The 20,859-nt window shown below is 64.9% G+C and carries 6 protein-coding genes; 3 read left to right on the plus strand and 3 right to left on the minus strand.

Annotated features, from left to right (window positions below):
- Nucleotides 1-9,309, plus strand: a 9,309-nt coding sequence (locus AB0I14_RS18360) for an amino acid adenylation domain-containing protein (protein ID WP_358024425.1), incomplete at its 5' end; no start/stop codon positions are given.
- A gap of 9 nt (nt 9,310-9,318) precedes the next feature.
- Here the strand turns inward: AB0I14_RS18360 and AB0I14_RS18365 are convergent.
- The 3 genes from AB0I14_RS18365 to pks2 all read right to left on the minus strand — a co-directional run bounded on the left by AB0I14_RS18365 (nt 9,319) and on the right by pks2 (nt 17,637).
- Complete coding sequence (locus AB0I14_RS18365; RefSeq protein ID WP_358024428.1) at nt 9,319-9,984, minus strand: isoprenylcysteine carboxylmethyltransferase family protein; 666 nt, start codon at nt 9,982-9,984, stop codon at nt 9,319-9,321.
- A gap of 94 nt (nt 9,985-10,078) precedes the next feature.
- Nucleotides 10,079-10,996 (minus strand): GAP family protein, encoded by a 918-nt coding sequence (locus AB0I14_RS18370; RefSeq protein WP_358024431.1) that lies wholly within the window; start codon nt 10,994-10,996, stop codon nt 10,079-10,081.
- 368 nt (nt 10,997-11,364) lie between these two features.
- Complete coding sequence (gene pks2, locus AB0I14_RS18375; RefSeq protein ID WP_358025446.1) at nt 11,365-17,637, minus strand: sulfolipid-1 biosynthesis phthioceranic/hydroxyphthioceranic acid synthase; 6,273 nt, start codon at nt 17,635-17,637, stop codon at nt 11,365-11,367.
- A 478-nt stretch (nt 17,638-18,115) separates the two neighbouring features.
- Here pks2 and AB0I14_RS18380 point away from each other — a divergent pair, with 478 nt between their 5' ends.
- A complete protein-coding gene (locus tag AB0I14_RS18380) occupies nt 18,116-19,852 on the plus strand; it encodes an AMP-binding protein (RefSeq protein WP_358025448.1) in 1,737 nt (578 codons plus the stop codon).
- 23 nt (nt 19,853-19,875) lie between these two features.
- Nucleotides 19,876-20,676 carry an alpha/beta hydrolase gene (locus AB0I14_RS18385; protein WP_358024434.1) on the plus strand — a complete coding sequence of 267 codons (801 nt, stop codon included), beginning with the start codon at nt 19,876-19,878 and terminating at the stop codon, nt 20,674-20,676.
- Nucleotides 20,677-20,859: the final 183 nt, after the last annotated feature.

Raw genomic sequence — 20,859 nt, forward strand, 5'->3', positions numbered from 1 at the left:
GTATTTGTTTTGGATCGGTGGTTGCGTCCGGTTCTTCCGGGTGTGGTGGGGGAGTTGTATGTGGCCGGCCGGGGGGTGGCCTACGGATACGCGCGTCGATCGGGCTTGACCGGATCACGGTTTGTGGCGTGCCCGTTCGGTCGGGGCGGCGCGCGGATGTATCGCACCGGAGATCTGGTTCGTTGGGGTGTTGATGGGCAGTTGCAGTATCTGGGGCGTGCTGATGAGCAGGTCAAGATCCGTGGGTATCGCATCGAGTTGGGGGAGATCCAGGCTGCGTTGGCTGATCTGGACGGGGTCGGTCAGGCGGCGGTGGTTGCGCGCGAGGATCGTCCAGGGGATCGGCGGCTGGTTGGTTATGTGACCGGGAGTGTGGATCCGGTCGCTGTTCGGGCTGCGTTGGGGCAGCGGTTGCCAGGCTACATGGTGCCCGCCGCGGTGCTGGTGGTTGAGGCAATTCCGTTGACTGTCAACGGAAAGCTCGATCGGCGGGCCTTGCCGGCGCCGGATTACGCCGATACCGGCGAGGGTTACCGCGCTCCGTCCACCCCAGTCGAGGAGATCCTTGCCGGCATCTACGCCAAAGTTCTTGGGCTGGAACGGGTCGGGGTCGACGACTCCTTCTTCGACCTGGGTGGAGATTCCCTCTCTGCCATGAGGTTGATCGCTTCGATCAATGCCGGCCTGGATGTTGATATCGCTGTGCGTACGTTGTTCGACGCACCCACGGTCGCCCAACTGGCCCCACGCATCGACATGGCTACCGGCGGGCTTCCGGCTTTGACAGTCCAACAGCGGCCCGCCCTGATCCCGCTGTCCTACGCGCAGAACCGTATGTGGTTCCTCAACCGGTTTGACAGTGGCGCAGCCACATACAACATGCCGACCGCGTATCGGATCACCGGACTACTCGACACCGAAGCGCTCGCGGCAGCGTTGGTTGACGTGGTTGGCCGGCACGAGAGTCTGCGGACAATATTCCCCGCGGTTGACGGTGTACCGCGGCAGGTTGTAGTGCCCGCAGACCAGACCGACGTCGGGTGGCGGGTCGTTGACGCCACTGGCTGGTCCACGGACCGGCTGCGGGATGCGATCCACGCGATCGTCGGGTACAACTTCGACTTGTCTGCCGAAACACCGCTGAGGGCAACCCTTTTCCGGTTGGGCGTAGAAGAGCATGTGCTCGTGGCGGTGGTGCACCACATCGCCGGCGATGGCTGGTCGATCGGACCTCTGGTACGGGATCTGGGCGTGGCATATGCATGCCGATGCGCCGGACAGGCCCCGGGGTGGGCGCCGTTGCCTGTGCAGTATGTCGACTACACCCTCTGGCAGCGCGAGCATCTGGGCGATCTGACCGACCCCGGTAGCCGGATCGCCGAGCAGCTGGCCTACTGGGAGCAGGCGCTGTCCGGACTGCCCGAGCGGCTGGAGTTACCGACCGATCGGCCCTATCCGCCCGTCGCAGACCACCGCGGCGCAACCGTGATGGTGGATTGGCCGGCCGAGTTGCAGCAGCAGGTCGCGCGGGTGGCGCACGAGCACAACGCCACCAGCTTCATGGTGGTCCAAGCCGCGCTGGCGGTGTTGCTTGCCCAAATGAGTGCCAGTTCCGATGTGGCAATTGGTTTCCCGATCGCAGGGCGGCGCGACCCGGCGCTCGATGAGTTGGTCGGGTTCTTCGTCAACACGCTGGTGCTGCGGGTGGATCTGGGTGGTGACCCCACCGTCACGGAGTTGGTCGAGCAGGTGCGCCAGCGTGCGCTGGCAGCCTTCGAACACCAGGACGTGCCGTTCGAGGTGCTGGTCGAGCGGCTCAACCCGACCCGCAGCCTGGCCCATGAGCCTGTGATCCAGGTGATCTTTGCCTGGCAGAATCTGCCCGGCCTGGACAATGATGCCGCGACTGCGCTCAGTTTGGGTGATGTAGAGGCCGCCCCACTGGAGGCTGATACTCAGACTGCCCGCATGGATCTGGTGCTCTTCCTTCGGGAACACTGGACCGACGCCGGCGAACCTGCCGGAATCTGGGGCTCGGTGGAATTCCGAACCGATGTGTTCGACGCAGCCAGCATCGAGACCCTGGTCGAGCGGTTGCGCCGGGTGTTGGCGGCGATGACGTCTGATCCGGGTCGCCGGCTGTCGTCGGTGGACCTGCTCGATGCGTGTGAGCAGGTGCATTTGGACGAAGTTGGGCACCGGGGCGTGTTGGCCCGATATGTGACGGAATCATCGATTCCTGAGCTGTTCGCCGGCCAAGCGGCGCGGGCGCCGGATTCGGTGGCGATGTGTTCTGATGGGCGGTCGTTGACATACCGAGAACTTGACGAGGCATCGAATCGGTTGGCGCACTTTCTGGTTGGTATGGGCGCGGGCCCTGGGCGCTGTGTCGGCTTGTTGACGGGCCGGTCAGCTGATGCGATCGTCGCGATTCTGGGGGTGCTGAAGTCTGGTGCGGCGTATCTGCCGATCGACCCGGCCCATCCGGACGCGCGTGTGCAGTTCATGCTGGCTGACGCTGCGCCGGTGGCGATCCTGACTACGGCCGGTTTGGTTGATCGGATGGCCGGCTGTGGTGTGCCGGTACTGCAGGTTGGTGATCCCCGGATCGACTCCGCGCCTGGCACGCCTGTGGCGGCGGGGCCGGCCGCTGACGACGTGGCACACATCATCTACACCTCGGGCACCACGGGTGTACCCAAAGGTGTTGCCGTCACCCATCAGAACGTGACGCGGCTTTTCGACGGTCTGGACGTGGGTGTCGAGATGGGCGCGGGGCAGGTGTGGGCTGCGTGTTCGTCGTTGGCTTTTGACTATTCGGTATGGGAGATCTGGGGCGCCCTGTTGCATGGTGGGCGCCTGGTGGTGGTGCCCGAGCAGGTGACGCGGTCACCACAGGAGCTGCAGGCGTTGCTTGTTGGCGAGCGGGTGACGGTGTTGAGTCAAACCCCGTCCGCGGTGGGGATGCTCTCGCCGGAGGGATTGGAATCGGTGTCGGCGTTGATGGTGGCCGCTGAACCGTGCCCGCAGGAGGTGGTCGATCGGTGGGCGCCGGGCCGGGTGATGATCAACGGCTATGGCCCGACCGAGACAACGGTGTACGCCACGATCAGCGCTCCGCTACGGGCCGGGGCGGATGTCGTCCCAATCGGTGTGCCGGTGCCGGGCGCCGGGCTGTTCGTGTTGGACCAGTGGCTACGCGAAGTCCCGGCAGGTGTGGTGGGGGAGCTGTATGTGGCCGGTCGTGGCGTCGGTATCGGTTATGTGCGACGGCCGGGGTTGACCGGATCACGTTTCGTCCCTTGCCCGTTCGGGGCGCCGGGCACCCGGATGTACCGCACCGGGGATCGGGTGTCCTGGGGGGCTGACGGGCAGTTGCGGTATGCCGGTCGTGCGGACGAGCAGGTCAAGATCCGCGGCTACCGCATCGAACTCGGCGAAATCCAGTCGGTGTTGGCGTCCCATCCGCGAGTCTCCCAAGCGGTGATCGTCGCCCACACCGCCGCGTCCGTCGCGAGGCAGGGTGAGCCGACCACGGACAAGCAGTTGGTCGCCTATGTCGTGCTGGACCCGGAGATGATGTTGGTCCGCGAGTCTGCGCGCGAAGCGGAACTCGTCGACCAATGGCAGGGCGTGTATGAGGGCCTGTATTCGGGTGAGTCGTTCACCACGGGCACGCCTACCGAACTGGGCGAGGACTTCGGGGGCTGGAACAGCAGTTACACCGGAGATCCAATTCCGCTGCCGCAGATGACCGAATGGCGTTCGGCCGCGGTAGACCGAATCTTGGCGCTACGGCCGCGGCGGGTACTGGAGATCGGTGTGGGTTCGGGGTTGCTGCTTGCGCATGTGGCCCCGGAGTGCGTCGAGTATTGGGCAACGGACTTCTCGCCACCGACGATCCAGACATTGCGGACGAAAGTCGCCGGGCAGCCCTGGGCTGAGCGGGTGCGGTTGCGGGCGCAGCCGGCCGACGCCCCCGATGGGATTCCGCAGGGCCACTTCGATGTAGTGGTACTCAATTCGGTCATCCAGTACTTCCCTAGTGCGGGCTATCTGCTCGATGTGCTGGCCGTGGCGATGCGGTCACTGGCCCCCGGCGGGGCCCTGTTCCTCGGCGATGTGCGCAACCTGTCGTTGTTGCGGGCGTTCACTACCGGGGTGGTATGCGCCGGCGGTCAGGACGGCCGTGACGGTGAGGACACAGCTGCAGCGGTAGGTGAGCGGGTACGTCGGGAGATGCTGTCCGAACAGGAGCTCTTGGTGGCTCCGGAGTTCTTTGCCGCGTTGCCGCAGCATCTCGACGACATCGTCGCTGTCGAGGTGCGACTCAAGGACATGCAGGCGATCAACGAACTCAGCGGCTATCGCTACGAGGTGGTGCTACGCAAGGGACCGATCCCTGTGCGATCGGTTGCGAACCTGCCGTGCGAACCATGGCAGCGGTTCGGGGGCTTGGCCAGGTTGGCCGAGTATCTGCGGTCCGAGGGGTTACCAGAGCTGCGCGTCTCCGGGGTTCCCCATGCCGGAATCTGGCCGGATGTCGAGCTGGTACGCGAGCTGGACAAAGCGGGTGACCGCGAGTATGTCAGCGAATTACGTTCCGGCATTGCGGCTTCCGGCGCAGTGTTACCGCATGACTGCCTCCAGCTGGGGCGGGAGCTGGGGTACGCCGCGGCCGTGACCTGGTCGCCGTGTGATGGGCTGATTGACGTCATCTACACCCGTACCGCCGCGGGATCGGCCGACGGTGCCGTGCCGGCGCTGTCGGATCTTTATCTGCCCAGCACTGCAGCGGGCTCACTGGCCGCATACGTCAACGACCCGTCTGCGATCGAACGGGCGGGGGAACTGCGTCGTTTCGCGGGGGACAAGCTGCCCGAATACATGGTGCCCGCGGCGATCATGGTGTTGGACGCCCTGCCGCTCACGGTCAACGGCAAACTCGATCGCCGGGCACTGCCGAACCCGGAGTTCAACAGTGGGGTGGCCTATCGGGCTCCTCGTGACCAGCGCGAGCGTGCTCTGGTCGCCCTGTTCGGTGAGGTTCTGGGGGTCGCCCGAGTCGGCATCGACGACGGGTTCTTCGACCTCGGCGGGCACTCCCTCTCCGCGACGCGACTGGTCGCCCGAATCCGGGCCGAGCTGAATGTCGAGGTGTCGATCAGGGCCTTGTTCGATGCCCCCACCGTGGCCGCATTGACCGAATGGATCAGCGCACATGCCGGGCAGCGGGCCGGAGCGGCACTGACCGTCCAAGAGCGGCCCGCGGTACTGCCGTTGTCCTATGCGCAGCAGCGGTTGTGGTTCCTGGACCAGTTGCAGGGCCCCTCACCGGTTTACAACATGCCCACCGCGTACCGGATCAGCGGGGCGCTGGACATCGAAGCACTGGGGGCGGCGCTCACCGATGTGGTGGGCCGCCACGAGAGCCTACGTACCGTCTTTACAGCGCCCGATGGGCTCCCCCAGCAGGTCGTGATTCCCACGGAGCAGGCGAAGTTCAGTTGGGAGGTGGTGGATGCCCGCGGTTGGCCGGAGCCCCGGCTGCGGGAGGCCGTCGACGCGACGGTGCGGCACTGCTTCGATCTGGCCGGCGAAGCTCCGGTCCGGGCAACGCTTTTGCGCGTCGACGAGAGTGCGCACGTACTCGTTGTGGTGGTCCACCACATTGCTGCCGACGGTTGGTCGATCGCGCCGATGGTGCGTGATCTCGGGATGGCCTATGCCGGCAGAAGCGCGGGTCAGATTCCCGACTGGTCGCCGCTGCCGGTGCAGTACGCCGACTACACGCTGTGGCAGCGCGAGCAACTGGGTGATCTCAACGATGCCGACAGTCCGATCGCCGCTCAGGTGGCGTACTGGGAGCGGGCATTGGCGGGGTTGCCCGAGCGTCTGGAGTTGCCGACGGATCGGCCGTATCCGCCGGTCGCCGACTACCGCGGAGCAAGTGTGGCGGTGAATTGGCCGATTGAATTGCAGCAGAGAATTGGTCGACTGGCGCGGGAGCATGATGCCACCAGCTTCATGGTGCTGCAGGCGGCACTGGCGGTGCTGCTGTCGAAGCTGAGCGCCAGTTCTGATGTGGCGGTGGGTTTCCCGATTGCTGGGCGACGCGATCCGGCGCTCGACGATCTGGTGGGATTCTTCGTAAACACCTTGGTGTTACGGGTGGACCTTGGCGGAGACCCGACCTTCGCGGAGCTCATGGCCCAGATACGCCAGCGCAGCCTGGCCGCCTACGAGCACCAGGACGTGCCCTTCGAGGTGCTCGTGGATCGGCTCAACCCAATCCGGAGCCTGACCCACCACCCGCTGATCCAGGTGATGTTCGCCTGGCAGAACTTCGTCTCACGAGACAGCAGTGAGTCTGGCGCCGAGTCGCTTCTGAGCGACCTGCAGGTGACCCCGCTTCCGGCCGACACCCGGGCCGCCCGCATGGACCTTGCTTTCTCCCTTGAGGAACGCTGGACCGGGACCGGAGCACCGGACGGAATCGTCGGCTCCGTGGAGTTCCGCACCGACGTGTTCGACGCAGACAGCATTCGGACACTGATCGAGCGCCTGGAGCGGGTGGTGTCGGCCTTGACCACCGATGCTCATCAGCGGGTCTCGTCGGTGGACGTGCTCATCGACGGCGAACGGGATTGCCTGGACGAGATCGGCAACTGCGCGGCGCTCGCCACCTCCGCGGCGCCGGTGTCGGTGCCGACGTTGTTCGCCGATCAGGTGGCACGCGTACCGCAGGCGGTGGCGGTGACGGATGCCGGCCTTTCACCCCAGTCCTGTGGAAGTCGCTCGAAGACTTATCAGGAACTCGATGAGGCGTCGAATCGGTTGGCGCACTTGCTCGAAGGTATGGGAGTCGGGCCGGGGCAGAGTGTCGCGCTGCTGTTCAACCGTTGCGCCGAGGCGATCGTGGCGATGCTGGCAGTGCTCAAGACCGGAGCGGCCTATATACCGATGGACCCGGCACACCCAGAGGCACGGATCGCTTTCATGCTCGCCGACTCCGCGCCGACTGTCGCGATTACCTCCGCGGTGCACCTCGATCGCCTGGCCGGAGCCGGCATGTTCGTCATCGATATCGGCGATCCTCGCATCGACGGCTACCCCAACACGGCGTTGCCGGCGCCGGGCGCCGACGAGATCGCCTACCTGATATACACCTCGGGCACCACTGGTACCCCCAAGGGGGTAGGCATTACGCACCACAACCTGACGCACCTCGCCGCCTCGATGCCTACCGGGCTGCCGGCCAATCAGGTGTGGACACAGTGTCATTCGTACGCATTCGACTTCTCGGTGTGGGAGATCTGGGCGGCGCTGCTGACCGGCGGGCGGTTGGTCGTGGTGCCGGAAGAGGTGGTGAGCTCACCGGAGACCTTCCACGATGTGCTGGTCTCAGAAGCCGTAAATGTACTGACTCAGACCCCATCTGCGGTGGCCGCTCTCTCGCCGGAGGGCTTGGGACCGACTGCTCTACTGCTCGGCGGTGAGTCCTGCCCGAGTGACGTGGTGGACCGATGGGCGCCCGGGCGCGTGGTGATCAATGCCTATGGTCCGACCGAGGCGACGGTGTATGCGTCGATGAGTGCGCCGTTGACGACGCCGGACGCGGCGGGACCGCGGGTGGTCCCGATCGGTGCCCCGGTGTCGACGTCGGCGTTGTTCGTGCTGGATCAATGGCTGCACCCGGTACCCACCGGGGTGGTGGGCGAGTTGTACGTGGCAGGCCGCGGTGTGGCGTGTGGGTACATCGGCCGGTCCGCATTGACCGGGTCGCGGTTTGTGGCGTGCCCGTTCATCGAGCCGGGAGAGCCCGCAACCCGGATGTACCGCACCGGTGACCTGGTGTGCTGGGATGCCGACGGCCAGTTGCGCTATTTGGGGCGTGCCGACGAGCAGGTCAAGATCCGTGGCTACCGCATCGAACTCGGTGAGATCCGAACAGCATTGGCCGATATGGACGGAGTGGTCCAGGCCGCGGTGACAGTCCGGGAGGACCAGCCCGGAGACAAGCGCCTGGTCGGCTATGTCACCGAGTCGGTGGCCGGCGCGGTAGACCCGGATCAGGCGCGAGTGACGCTGGCCGACCGGCTGCCGGTCTATATGGTTCCGGCGGCGGTCATAGTCGTGGATGCACTGCCTTTGACCTCCAACGGAAAACTCGATACGCGCGCTCTGCCGGCACCTGAATACAAGGCTGGGCAATACCGGGCCCCCGAGACTCCTGCCGAAGAGGTCTTGGCCGGCATCTACGCCGAAGTGCTCGGTCTGGAGCGCGTCGGGGTCGACGACTCGTTCTTTGACCTGGGCGGCGATTCTCTGCTGGCGATGCGGGTCGTCGCCGCGATCAACAAAGCCACGGACGCACACCTGGCCGTACGCGTGATATTCGAGGCGCCGACCGTGAGAAGCCTGGCTCAGCAGATCGGAAGTGCGGACAGTGCTGAGGAAGTGGTTCCCGTCGACATCCTCAGGGCGGGCGCAGGCATTCCCGTGGTCTGCATTCACGACGGTTTCGGGTTGAGCTGGTCGTATCGGGCACTCGGCGAATACCTGGACTGCCCAATCATCGGAATCAATCAAACGGCGACAGCCGACCAGGCAGAACCCACATCGATAAACAATCTGGCAGCGATCTATGCGGACCGCGTGCAAACCCTGCATCCGGATGGTCCCTACAAGCTCCTCGGCTGGTCGTTCGGCGGCGTCGTCGCACATGCGCTCGCCGTTGAGCTACAGCGACGAGGATGCGAAGTCCAGCGTCTCGTACTCCTGGACGCCGCGTTGAGGACGAACAAACTCACCACCGGCGCCGACAGGCTCGTCGCCGAGAACCGGGTGCTGGCCGAGGGGCTGGTGCTGGAATACATCTTGCAGACCAACAACATCGACGTGCCGACGCACCGGAGGCCCATCGACTACCAGCGGGCGGAAGAACTGATTCAGGAACAGGGTGCTCTCGGATTCGCTCTCCCACCAAAGCCGTTGCTGGAGTTCATGGCCCAAAGCCTCAACGAGAACCAGCTCCGCCTGCTCGATCATGCGCCCGAGGTATTCGACGGCGATGTCGCCGTTTTCATGGCCGCGCGGCACCGAAGCAAAGACGGCGGACCAGGACTACGGTCCCGCTGGCGTGGGATGCGGAACCGGCGGGCCGCCCGGACCCATCTACAAAGCTGGCAGCCGTGGATTGCCGGCGAGATCAACGCGTACTCGGTCGACTGCACGCACTACGAGATGTTCACGGCCAGGGCGCTCAAAGAATATGGAAGCCAACTCAGACTGTTACTGGGCAGCTGACAGAACCGGTCACCAGATCCCCGGCAGCATGCGGTACCGAACCTTCTGCACGTAGTCGCTGTATCCGTCCAGCTCTGCCTCGAGGAACTTTTCCTCATCCTGGATGCGTAGGGCGAAGAGCAGGATGCCCGGGATGAGAAATATGAGGCCCCAGAAGGAGCCGAGCGCAAGGGGTATTCCGACCAGAAGCAGCGCGTTGCAGGTGTACATCGGATGCCGCACGAGTCCGTACAGGCCAGTGGAGACAAGCCGTTGATTCGCCTCCACCCGAACTGTCACGGCCGCATGGCTGTTCTGAATGAGCACGAGGGCAATCGCAGCCAGTCCGAGCGCGACCAGCACATCACCGGCCAATGAGACCTCTGTGGCGACCACCGTCCATTTGAAGCGGTGATCGAGCGCGCTCACGACGAGCATTGCCGCCCACAGAAACAAGACACCAACGACAATGACCTTCTGCTGTGGTCGTTCTTCGGTCGTCGGCAATCGCCGCAGCAACACTGCGGGATTCTTGCGCAGGAAGTAGATGGCCGACGCCCAACCCGAGACCACGAGCACTGCGAGAAACGCCCAACCTCGCCAGTAGTCGAATGTGCCTGCCGAGGCAAATATAACCAGGCCGGTCATGGTCATGCCGATGGAACCTGAAATCAGCATTCTGATAACGGTGTTCATGGGCCCTCCCAATGCTGAGCCATGATCCTCAGCTAACAGAATACCCCGTCGGCTCCGACTTCCGCTGAATCAAGATCGTCGGCTGATGCTCGGATCAGAGGCCGCCCATGCCCCTGGCCAACAGCGAGAGTCCGACCACTGCCAGGATCGCAGCGACGAATTTCTGGTGATGCGTACGGGCCCAATCGTGCAGCCTGCGCAGTGCCGCTTGGGTTTTCTCCGGCGCAACCACATTGCTCACGAGGATTGTCTCCTCCACCAAGAGCACGCCGAAGACGAAGGCGATCGTTGCGATCACCTGGACTTCGAACGCGGCTCCCGAGGCCACGACGATGGCCAGGGCGAAGAGAACGCCGTCCAATGGTGGGAGCACTATGAGGCCGACGACGAAGGGGATCCACGGCGACCCGTTCTGCCACGCCTCGCGGAAGCGCCCGAGCAGCCGCCGCATCAGGGATTTGTCACCGGCCTCGTCATCGGTTGAGCTCCGGGTGGGGCGCAACAGTCTTGCGATGACCGGTGGCGCACCTGAATCGTCCACGAGTGTCGAGGTGGTGCCGCCTCCGTTGCCTTCTGCTTTCCGATGGCTACCTGCCGCGACGGGTGTCCGTAACAAGCTGCGCGCCACCATGAACACGGCGATCGCCAGGAGTAGCACGCCTGTGGCGATTGTGGTGCGCTGTGCGATCGGGTTCGCCGTGGGGTGCGCGAAATTCCTCGCGAAAGCAGACGACGTTGGCGTGGAGTGGAGCACGAACAGTGGAATGAGGAGACTGGTGAGCCCCACCAGCACCGCACCCGTCCAGTACGCGAGGAGGTTCGTCATGGGCCGCGGCCTCGAGAGCACCAAGATGATGATCCCAAGGCGCACAGGATTGATCGTTGTCAAAAGCGCAAGCACTGCCAACGAGCCCCACATGACCGGAATGCTACCTCGTATGTTGTTTGCTGTATGCACCTTTTGGTGCAAGATTTGGGAGTTGTTGAAGCCGATTTGGCCGCTCGAATCCACAGGGCTGTGCTGATCGTGGTGGGCGGAATGTGGAACTGCGTGGCCCTATCACGCATTGCCTCCGCGGACTCCGTGGTGCTCTGCTGTTTTCCCCCGCCGTATTGCTATCGCATTGGTCAGATCGATTGTGAAGTAGTCAGTTTCATGCACCAGGCATCGATGGCCGTCGAAATGCCGATCAAGAGCTGTCGATCGACTCGGGACGCGTCAGAACCTGTTGGCGCTGGGTCGGTAGAGACGGCTGATGCACCCGACGGGCCGGCGCGAGGCTCGGAACATGGCTGGGTCGATCCGCGGACGGCTCGGCTTCACCGCCCACTGGGGTATTTGCTGTTGGCGACCCGACGCATCCCTGGGCCCTCGGCATGTCAGGCAGCTCCTGCGGGCAGGAGCTTTTCGCACAGCAGGTCTGCCAAGCCGTGCACGGTCGTGATTCCGGTGGCCGAGATCCGTATACCTGTTTCGTTTTCGATGCGGGTCCGGAGCTCGAGCGCTCCCAGCGAGTCCATGCCGTACTCGGAGAGAGGACGGTCCGGATCGACACTGCGGCGCAGGATCACGCTTACCTGATCGGAGATCACATGCCGCAACTTGCCCGCCCACTCCTCCGGTGGCAGTTCGTCGAGTTCGGCGTGCAACTTGCTGGTGCCCGTCGCGCTTTGGCCGGTCGAGCGGAACGCCTCGGCGAAGGGGCTGCGTTCGGCGAACACCGACAGCCACGGCGCACCCGCGATCGGCGCGTATCCGGTGTAGGCGCGGTCATGACGCAGAAGAGCTTCGAACGCATACGCGCCTTCGTCGGGGGCAATGGCGATTCCGGCGCCCTCGGCCAGGGCGGTGCCGCGGCCGATCTGCCCCCAGGCGCCCCACGCGATAGCCGTGCCCGGCAACCCCTGGGATCGGCGCCACAAGCTGAAGGCGTCCAGCCAGCTGTTCGCGGCAGCATAGGCGCCCTGCCCGGGGGAGCCGACCAGCGCGGCTGCCGACGAGAACGAGCAGAACCAGTCCAGAGGCTGTTCCGCGGTGGCGGTGTGCAGATTCCACGCGCCGTAAACCTTTGGTGCCCAGTCCCGGTCGATGAGGTCATCGGTGATGTTGGTCAGCGCGGCATCCTCGATCACGCCCGCGGCATGCAATACCCCGCGAACAACGAGCCCACCGGCGGTTGCCGTAGCCACCAACCGCTCCGCGGTGCCGGGTTCGGCGATGTCGCCGCACTCGACGAGTACGTCAACACCGGTCGCGCGGATGCGCTCGAGGATCGCCGATGCCTCAGCGGTCGGCTGCGAGCGAGAGGACAGCACAATACGTCCACATCCGCGGGCCGCCATCTTCTCGGCAATGAACAATCCGAGACCCCCGAGGCCACCGGTGACGATGTATGCGCCGTCGGGCCGGAACACCCGCACCTGTGCCGGCGGAACCACAAGCCGACTGGAGCCGGTGTGTGGAATGTCGAGCACGAGCTTGCCCGTGTGCTGCGCGCCGCTCATCATCCGAATCGCGGTGGCGGCGTCGGCAAGCGGGTAGTGGGTAACCTCCGGCATCGGCAGATCACCCTCCGCGGTCAGCAGGTACACCGTTTCGAGCAACTCCCGTAGCCGGTCCGGATGGCTGACGGACATCAGCGCCAGATCGACGGCATAGAACGACAAGTTGCGCCGGAAGGGGAAGAGCCCCAACCGGGTGTCGCCGTAGATATCCCGCTTACCGATCTCCACGAATCGCCCACCGAATGCCAGCAATTCCAGCCCGGCGCGCTGGGCGGCGCCGGTGACCGAATTCAGCACGATGTCTACGCCGTACCCATCGGTGTCCTGGCGAATCTGACCGGCGAATTCAAGACTCCGCGAGTCGTACACATGCTCAACACCCATGTCGCGCAGCAGTTGCCGACGCTGCTCGCTACCGGCGGTGGCGAAGATCTCCGCGCCGGCAGCGCGGGCGATGGCCATCGCCGCCTGCCCGACCCCGCCCGTCGCCGAGTGGATCAGCACCTTGTCGCCGGATCTGATCCGGGCCATATCGTTGAGCCCGTAGTAGGCGGTGGCCGTCGCGATGGTCAGCGCGGCCGCCTCGGCGTCGGTCAGGCCGGTCGGCAACGTGGCGGCCAGGCGTGCGTCGCACGTGACGAACGTGCCCCAACAGCCGTCGGCGCACAGACCGCCGACACGATCGCCGACCTTGTGGTCGGTCACGTCGGGCCCGACCGCGGTCACCACCCCGGCGAAGTCGATGCCGAGCTGCGGAAGGTGACCATCGAAGGCGGGGTAGCGACCGAACGCGACCAGCACGTCGGCGAAGTTGATGCTGGACGCGCTGACCGCGACCTCGATCTGTCCCGGCCCAGGGGGAACATGCTCGCACGCAACAAGTTCCATCGACTCCAGGTCTCCCGGCGTACGGATCTGCAGTCGCATGCAGTCGCGTTCGAGATGGGCGACGGTGGTCTGCCGTTCCTCGGGGCGCAGCGGGGCGAGGCACAACCGCGCGGCATACCACCGGCCGTTGCGCCACGCGGTTTCGTCCTCGTCCGATCCGCTGAGGAGTTGTCGCGCCACCTGCTCTATGTCGGTGGCCTCGTCCGTGTCGATCTGGGTGGCGGTCAGGTGCGGATGTTCGGTGCCGATGACCCGGATCAAACCTCGTAGCTCAGCCTGGTCCAGATTGGCCACGTCGCCGGCCACCACCGTCTGGGCGTTGCGGGTCACGACGTACAGGCGAGGTAGTTCTCCGCTCATCTCCGGTAGTTCGCGGGTGATGTGCACGAGATGACGCACGTACTCGCGGCCCAGCAATGGCGACTGGTCAGCGTGGTCACCGTTGTTCGGCGACGTCAGGATCACCACGGCGGTGAATCGGCCCGCCCGCAGATGGTCGCCGAGCTGCACGCAGGTCAGTGAGTCGTCGGCCTGGTTGGGCCAACTCATGGTGGTGCACTGTGCGCCACGATCTTTCAAGATGCTGCTCAACTTCTCGGCGGCCACATCGGGACCATCGGAGGCACTGATCAGCAGCCAGGATCCGGCTTCGGCGTATTCCACCTCCGGCAGTTCCCGTTGTCGCCATTCGACGGTCAGCAGTCGCTCGCTGAATACCTGATCATCGTGTCCGCTTCCGGAGGCGCTGGTGCCCAGGCGCAGCCCCTGCACGCTCAGCAGGACGGTGCCGTCCTTGTCGAGTACATCTATGTCGGCCTCGATACCGCTCGCGTCGGCTTTGATCAGTCGCGTGTGGCAATAGTGCGCGTTGCGGGCCGAGCCGTAGGTGCGTAGTCGTCGCACGCCCAGAGGTAGTCCCAGCGCGTCGCCGCCGAGCGCCTGGACGGCGGGATGCGCCTCGACCGATTGGAAGCAGGCGTCCAGAAGTGCCGGGTGCACGCCATACGCATCCTGCTGTGAGCGGATCGAGCGGGGGAGTGCGACCTCGGCGAGCACCGTGCGGACTTCCGCCTCGCCGGTGCGCACGGTCACCAGGCCGGTGAATGCCGGGCCGTATTGAATGCCATGCTGGCCCACGCGATTACGCACCTCGGCGCCGTCCTCGTCGCAGGGATGGGCGGCAAGGGCTGCGGACATGTCATACGCAGGCGGTTGCTCATCCGCTGCAGGATGCAGGACTGCGGTCGCATGCCGCGCTTGCTGGCCTTCCTCATCGGTCTCGATGGTGAAGGCGGCGACGCCGGGGGACGACATGGAGGCGGAGGCTCCGACCACCGTCTGGTCGTCCAGAAGCAGCGCCTGCTCGAACCTGATGTCGCGGACTTCGGACGCTTCACCCAGCACAGTTCGCGCGGCGGCCAGTGCCATCTCGCAGTACGCGGCTCCCGGAAGTACTGCAACGGTGCGTATTTGGTGATCGGCGAGCCATGGCTGGGCGGCGGTGCCGACATCGGCCTGCCACACGTAGCGTTCGGGTTCCTCGTGCAGCCGGACGTTGGCGCCCAACAGCGGGTGAACCGCGATGGTGCAGCCACCGTGGGTCGGCGATTCCTGGCCACCACCGCTGAGCCACAGTCGGCGGTGCGTCCAGGTCGGCAGCGGCGCCTCAACCAGCTGACCGCTGGGGGAGAGCACCGAGAAGTCGACCGCGGCGCCTGCACTGTGCAGATCGATGAGGAGACTGCGCAAACCGTTCGGCATCGATTGCCCGCGGCGCATCGCCGCGAGCGCGGCCATCGGTGTTTCGCGGCTGCCGGCCGTCTGCTCCAGGGCCCGGGTGAGCAGCGGATGTGGCGACAGTTCGGCGAAGACGCGGTAGCCGTCCTCCAACGCAGCCTGTACTGCGGTGGCGAACCGCACCATCCGGCGCATGTTGGTCACCCAGTAGTCGGCATCGCATACCGGCTGTTCGCGAGGGTCGAACAGGGTCGCCGAATAGAACGGAATCTCCGGTGTCATCGGTTTGAGATCGGCGAGCGCTTCGGCCAGGTCGCCGACGATCGGTTCCACCTGAGGTGAATGGAAGGCGACATCGACCGGGACTTCCCGGGCCATCACCCCACGCTGTTCCCAATCGGCGACGAGATCGCGCACCGTCTGTGTGGTGCCTGCGATGACAGTGGACTGTGGCGAAGCCACCACTGCCACAACGACATCGTTGATGCCGCGGCCGGTCAACTCCGAAAGTACCTGCTTGGCAGGCATTTCCACCGCCGCCGTGGCGCCTTTTCCGGCAATTCGAGACATGAGCCGGGACCGGCGGCAGATGAGGCGCAGCCCGTCCTCCAACGACAGCGCCCCTGCCACGACAGCTGCCGCACCCTCGCCGAGGGAGTGGCCGACGACCGCGCCGGGGCGCACCCCGTGAGCCTTCATGGTGGCGGCCATGGCTACCTGCATGGTGAACAACGTCGGCTGTAGCCGGTCCTGACCGGTCACGACCTCTGGCGAAGACATCGCCACGGTCACCGAGAACCCGGACTCGGCAGCGATGATGGGCTCGGCCTGCGCCACGGTGGCGGCGAACACCGGTTCGGTCGCCAAGAGTTCGGCACCCATTCCCGCCCACTGCGAACCCTGACCGGAGAACACCCAGACCGGACCTCGGTCATCGCGCCCGACCGCGGCTTGATACGGAGTTTCGCCGTCGGCGACCTCACGCAACGCTGTGATGAGTTCGGGTCGGGTGCTCGCGCTGACCGCGGTGCGCACCGGTCGGTGCACACGCCGTCGCGCCAACGTATAGGCCAGATCCGGCAGGGCGACATCCTCGTGTGTCTGCACCCAGCCGGCCAGCCGGCCGGCGGTGTGGCGCAGTCCTTCGGCCGAGGTGGACGAGAGCGGGAACAGCATGGGCGCCGCCGAAGCAGGGGGCGGCGAGTCTGCTGCTACGGGTTCTGACGCCGCGACCGGTGCCTGCTCCAGGATGGCGTGCACATTGGTCCCCGACAGCCCGTACGACGACACCGCCGCCCGCCGGGGATGATGCCCGTTGGTGCACCACGGTGTTGTCACCTGGGGCACAAAGAGATTGGTTTGAATCGCGGCGAGCTGATCGGGCAGACGGGTGAAATGCAGGTTCTGTGGAACCTCGCCGTGCTGCACGGCGAGAACCGCCTTCATCAGCCCGATGGCTCCAGAGGCCGCCTGCGCATGCCCCATATTGGTCTTCACCGATGCCAGCGCACAGGGGCCGTCGACGCCGTACACCTTGGCCAGACTGGAGTATTCGATCGGGTCACCCACCGGCGTGCCGGTGCCGTGCGCCTCGACCATGCCGACCGTAGCGGGGTCGACCCCGGCCGCGGCCAATGCCGCTCGGTACACCGCGGTCTGTGCGGCATCCGATGGCGTCGCGATATTCACGGTATGACCGTCCTGATTGGCGGCCGTACCGCGCACCACTGCCAGGATTCGGTCCCCGTCTCTCACCGCGTCGGGTAACCGCTTGAGCAAGACCACGACGCAGCCTTCACCGCCTACGAAACCGTCAGCCGCGGCATCGAACGCGTGGCAACGGCCGGTCGCCGAGAGCATTCCCTCAGCTGAACCCGAGGCGAACTTGCGCGGGTCCAACGCCAATGTCGCGCCGCCGGCCAGGGCGAGGTCGCTCTCACCCTCGTGCAGGCTGCGGCACGCCAGGTGCACCGCGGTCAGGCCGGAGGAACACGCGGTGTCCACGGTGAGCGCAGGACCGTGCACTCCGAGTGCGTAGGCGATCCGCCCGGACGCCAGGCTGAAGTTGTTGCCGCTGAAGCCGTATGCCGCCTCCAAGGACTGAGCATCGGCGGCCAGCATCTGGTAGTCGGCGTGCGTCAATCCGACGAATACACCGGTCAGCGAGTCTGACAACGCTTCTCGCGTCAGTCCCGCGTGCTCCATGGCCTCCCAGGAAGTCTCCAGCAACAATCGGTGCTGCGGATCGAGCGCCGTGCTCTCGCGTTCGTTGATACCGAAGAACTCGGCATCGAAGCCGGCGACGTCGTCGAGGAACGCGCCCCATTTCGACACCGACCGACCTGGGACCCCGGGTTCGGGGTCGTAGTATTCGTCGGCGTCCCACCGGTCGGGCGGAACCTCGGTGACCAGGTCATCGCCCCGAATCAACGCCTCCCACAGGCGCTCGGGCGAGTCGATGCCGCCGGGCAGCCGGCAGGACATGCCGATGACAGCAACCGGAGTAACCGGCGTGACGGGCACGCGAGGCGCAGCGATCCAGGCATCGGCGCCTGGGAGCCCCCCGTGCACGATCTCAGATGCGGTCAATTGCCCCTCCTCCTGGCAGGCCTTTCCGCGGTTCGGCCGCTGTCAGGCTCGATGCCCGGTATTCGTGCGTCGAGCCGCAGAATTAGGCCGGCGGTGTCGCACGGCCATTAGTGGCTCAACGCCCGTCCGCGGGCGATCACAATCAATAACAGTATGTTCGCTGCAGAATGTTGTCTCAGAATCTGATCAATCCGTCTGCGAGATACCCACGATTTCAAGAACTTCGTGGTCATCGCCAGGGAAACCCCATGACAGTCAAGATCAAACAGCATTGCTGCCTGTGCATCGTTGCTTCGCCATCCATCGCTGGGCGGGGAAGAATGACGTCGTTGTGATTCATTTTGTCATCGATATAGAATTTGCTGACGGTTTCCGGATATATGGTCACGATTACCGCGATACCCTGACCTCCGTGGGCGAGGCATCCATTTTGACGCTGCTGCGGGAACGTGCTGGCCTGCAGGGCGACGACACGGCGGTGACTTTTGTTGACTATGAAAAAGACTGGGATGGCTCGGAAGAGAGCCTGACGTATTCGCAGCTGTATCGGCGTGCCTGCAGCGTCGCGCGAGAGCTCGCCGGTTCGGGCTCGCCGGGCGACCGCGCCCTCATCCTGGCGCCACAGGGCCTGGATTACATAGTCGCCTTCTTCGGCGCGCTGCAGGCGGGACTGATCGCGGTTCCGTTGGCGGTTCCGCTCGGAGGTGTCAGCGATGAGCGGGTCAGCTCGGTGCTTCAGGACGCGGCACCGACGGTCATCCTCACCACCTCGGTTGTTTCCGGCGCTGTGGCCGATTACGTCGGATCGCATTCCGTATCCGCCCCGGCGATCGTCGAGGTCGACACGCTGGACTTCAATGCCCCGGCAGGCTCCGGGTCGCAGGGCGCACCTCGGACGGACACGGCATATCTGCAGTACACATCCGGGTCGACTCGTCAGCCGGCCGGGGTCATGATGTCCCACCGGAACCTGTTGGCGAATTTTGAACAGCTGATGTCGGGCTATTTCGCCGATTTCGGAAACGTCGTTCCAGAGGGCTCGACAATTGTTTCCTGGCTGCCGTTCTATCACGACATGGGCTTGTATCTGGGAGTCTGCGCGCCGGTACTGGCAGGAGTCCCGGCCGTGGTGATGAGCCCGGTGGCGTTCCTGCAACGGCCCGCCCGGTGGATGCAGATGCTCGCGACCAAAGGCCGCACCTACACGGCCGCACCGAACTTCGCGTTTGAACTGGCGGTGCGCAAGACATCGGACGATGACATGGCCGGGCTCGACCTCTCGGATGTCCTCGTCATCATCACCGGCAGTGAGCGTGTGCACCCGGCGACGCTCGAGCGCTTCACCCAGCGCTTCGCCCGGCTGAACCTGGGCGCAACGGTGATACGCCCTTCCTACGGGATGGCCGAGGCGACGGTGTATATCGCAACGCGCGAATCGGGTGAACCACCGGCGATCGTGCGCTTCGACTCCGAGTCGCTGACTTCGGGCACCGCGCAGCGCTGCCAGAACGGAGCGGGCACCCCCCTGGTCAGCTACGGCATCCCGGTCTCGCCGACGATCCGGATCGTGGATTCCGAGACCCGGACCGAGTGTCCGCCCGGAACCGTCGGGGAGATCTGGGTGTACGGCGACAACGTCGCCAGCGGTTACTGGCACAGACCACAGGAAACCGATTCAACTTTCGGTGCGAGACTTGTCGTTCCGTCGGCCGGCACACCGGAGGGCCCCTGGCTCCGTACCGGGGACTCGGGCTTCATGTTCGAAGACGAGTTGTTTGTCATCGGTCGCATCAAGGATCTGCTGATCGTGTACGGGCGTAACCATTCTCCCGACGACATCGAGGCGACGATCCAGGAGATCAGCCGGAGCCGGTGTGCAGCCATAGCCGTCCCGGACGGCTATACCGAGAAGCTCGTCGTCATCATCGAAGTCAGGAAGCGGGCCGAGTCGCCCGAGGCGCCCGCGGATCAGCTCACTGCCGTAAAACGTGAAGTAACCTCGGCGATCTTCAACGCCCACAGCCTGGGTGTCGCGGATCTGGTTCTGGTGCCGCCGGGTTCGATTCCGATCACCACAAGCGGCAAGGTCCGGCGCGCGGCGTGTGTCGACCAGTACCGGCAGGGCGAGTTCGCCCGTCTGGACGCATAGGTGCCTATGCGGGCGGGTGGCAAGTGAACCTGGCCTATGAAGACCGCGGCGACGGCGACCCTGTGCTGTTCATCGCAGGCCAGGGCGGCGTCGGACGGACCTGGGATCTCTACCAGGTGCCCGCATTCCGCGCCGCCGGCTATCGGGTCATCACCTTCGACAACAGGGGTGTGGGCGCGACGTCGGATGCCGATGGCTTCACCTCGGCGACGATGGTGGCTGACACGGCGGAGTTGATCGAACGCCTCGATCTCGCACCGGTCCGGGTGGTGGCGGTCTCGATGGGCTCGTATATCGCACAGGAACTGATGCTGTCCCAGCCCGGGTTGGTCAGCCAGTCCGTGCTGATGGCCACCCGCGGGCGTCACGACCGTACGCGCGAGTTCTTTCGCATCGCCGAACGGGATCTCGCCAATGCCGGTGTCCAGTTGCCAGCTACGTACGAGGCGAAACTGCGCCTACTGGAGAGCTTTTCACCGAGAACCTTGAACAATGAGGATTCTGTTCGGGACTGGATCGACATGTTCACCAGGTGGCCGTCGAAGCTGACGCCAGGGATCCGCGCTCAGTACGGCGTAGCCCCGCAGCACGACCGCCGGCCCGCCTACCGGACGATCACCACGCCGGTGCTCGTGATCGGATTCGCCGACGACCTGGTGATGCCCCCGCATCTTGGAGCCGAGATGGCGGATGCCCTGCCGAACGGGCGCTATCTCGAGATCGCTGACGCCGGCCACCTTGGCTTCCTGGAACGGCCGAATGCGGTGAACTCGGCAATCCTGAACTTCTTTGCAGAATCAAACAATGGCCATTCAGTTCCGTGACAACCGTTAGCCGCGTTAAATTCCGTTCCGCGTCGGAGGCCCCGCCAAATGCATTACGATCCCGTATCACCTTGGGAATGGACAGATATGGAGGTCGCCTGAATGCTCTACTGGTCAGGTTCGGATTGTCCTGCCCGAGCTGCTGCATGCTTGCCGTGACACCCATTTACGGCAGGAGCGAGA

The organism is Mycobacterium sp. NPDC050441, from assembly GCF_040655355.1.
Taxonomy (GTDB): Bacteria; Actinomycetota; Actinomycetes; order Mycobacteriales; family Mycobacteriaceae; genus Mycobacterium.

Bases quoted from the DNA above. Each gene is read 5' to 3' on its own strand.
- AB0I14_RS18365 (WP_358024428.1), bottom strand. From the start codon at position 9,984: ATGAACACCGTTATCAGAATGCTGATTTCAGGTTCCATCGGCATGACC.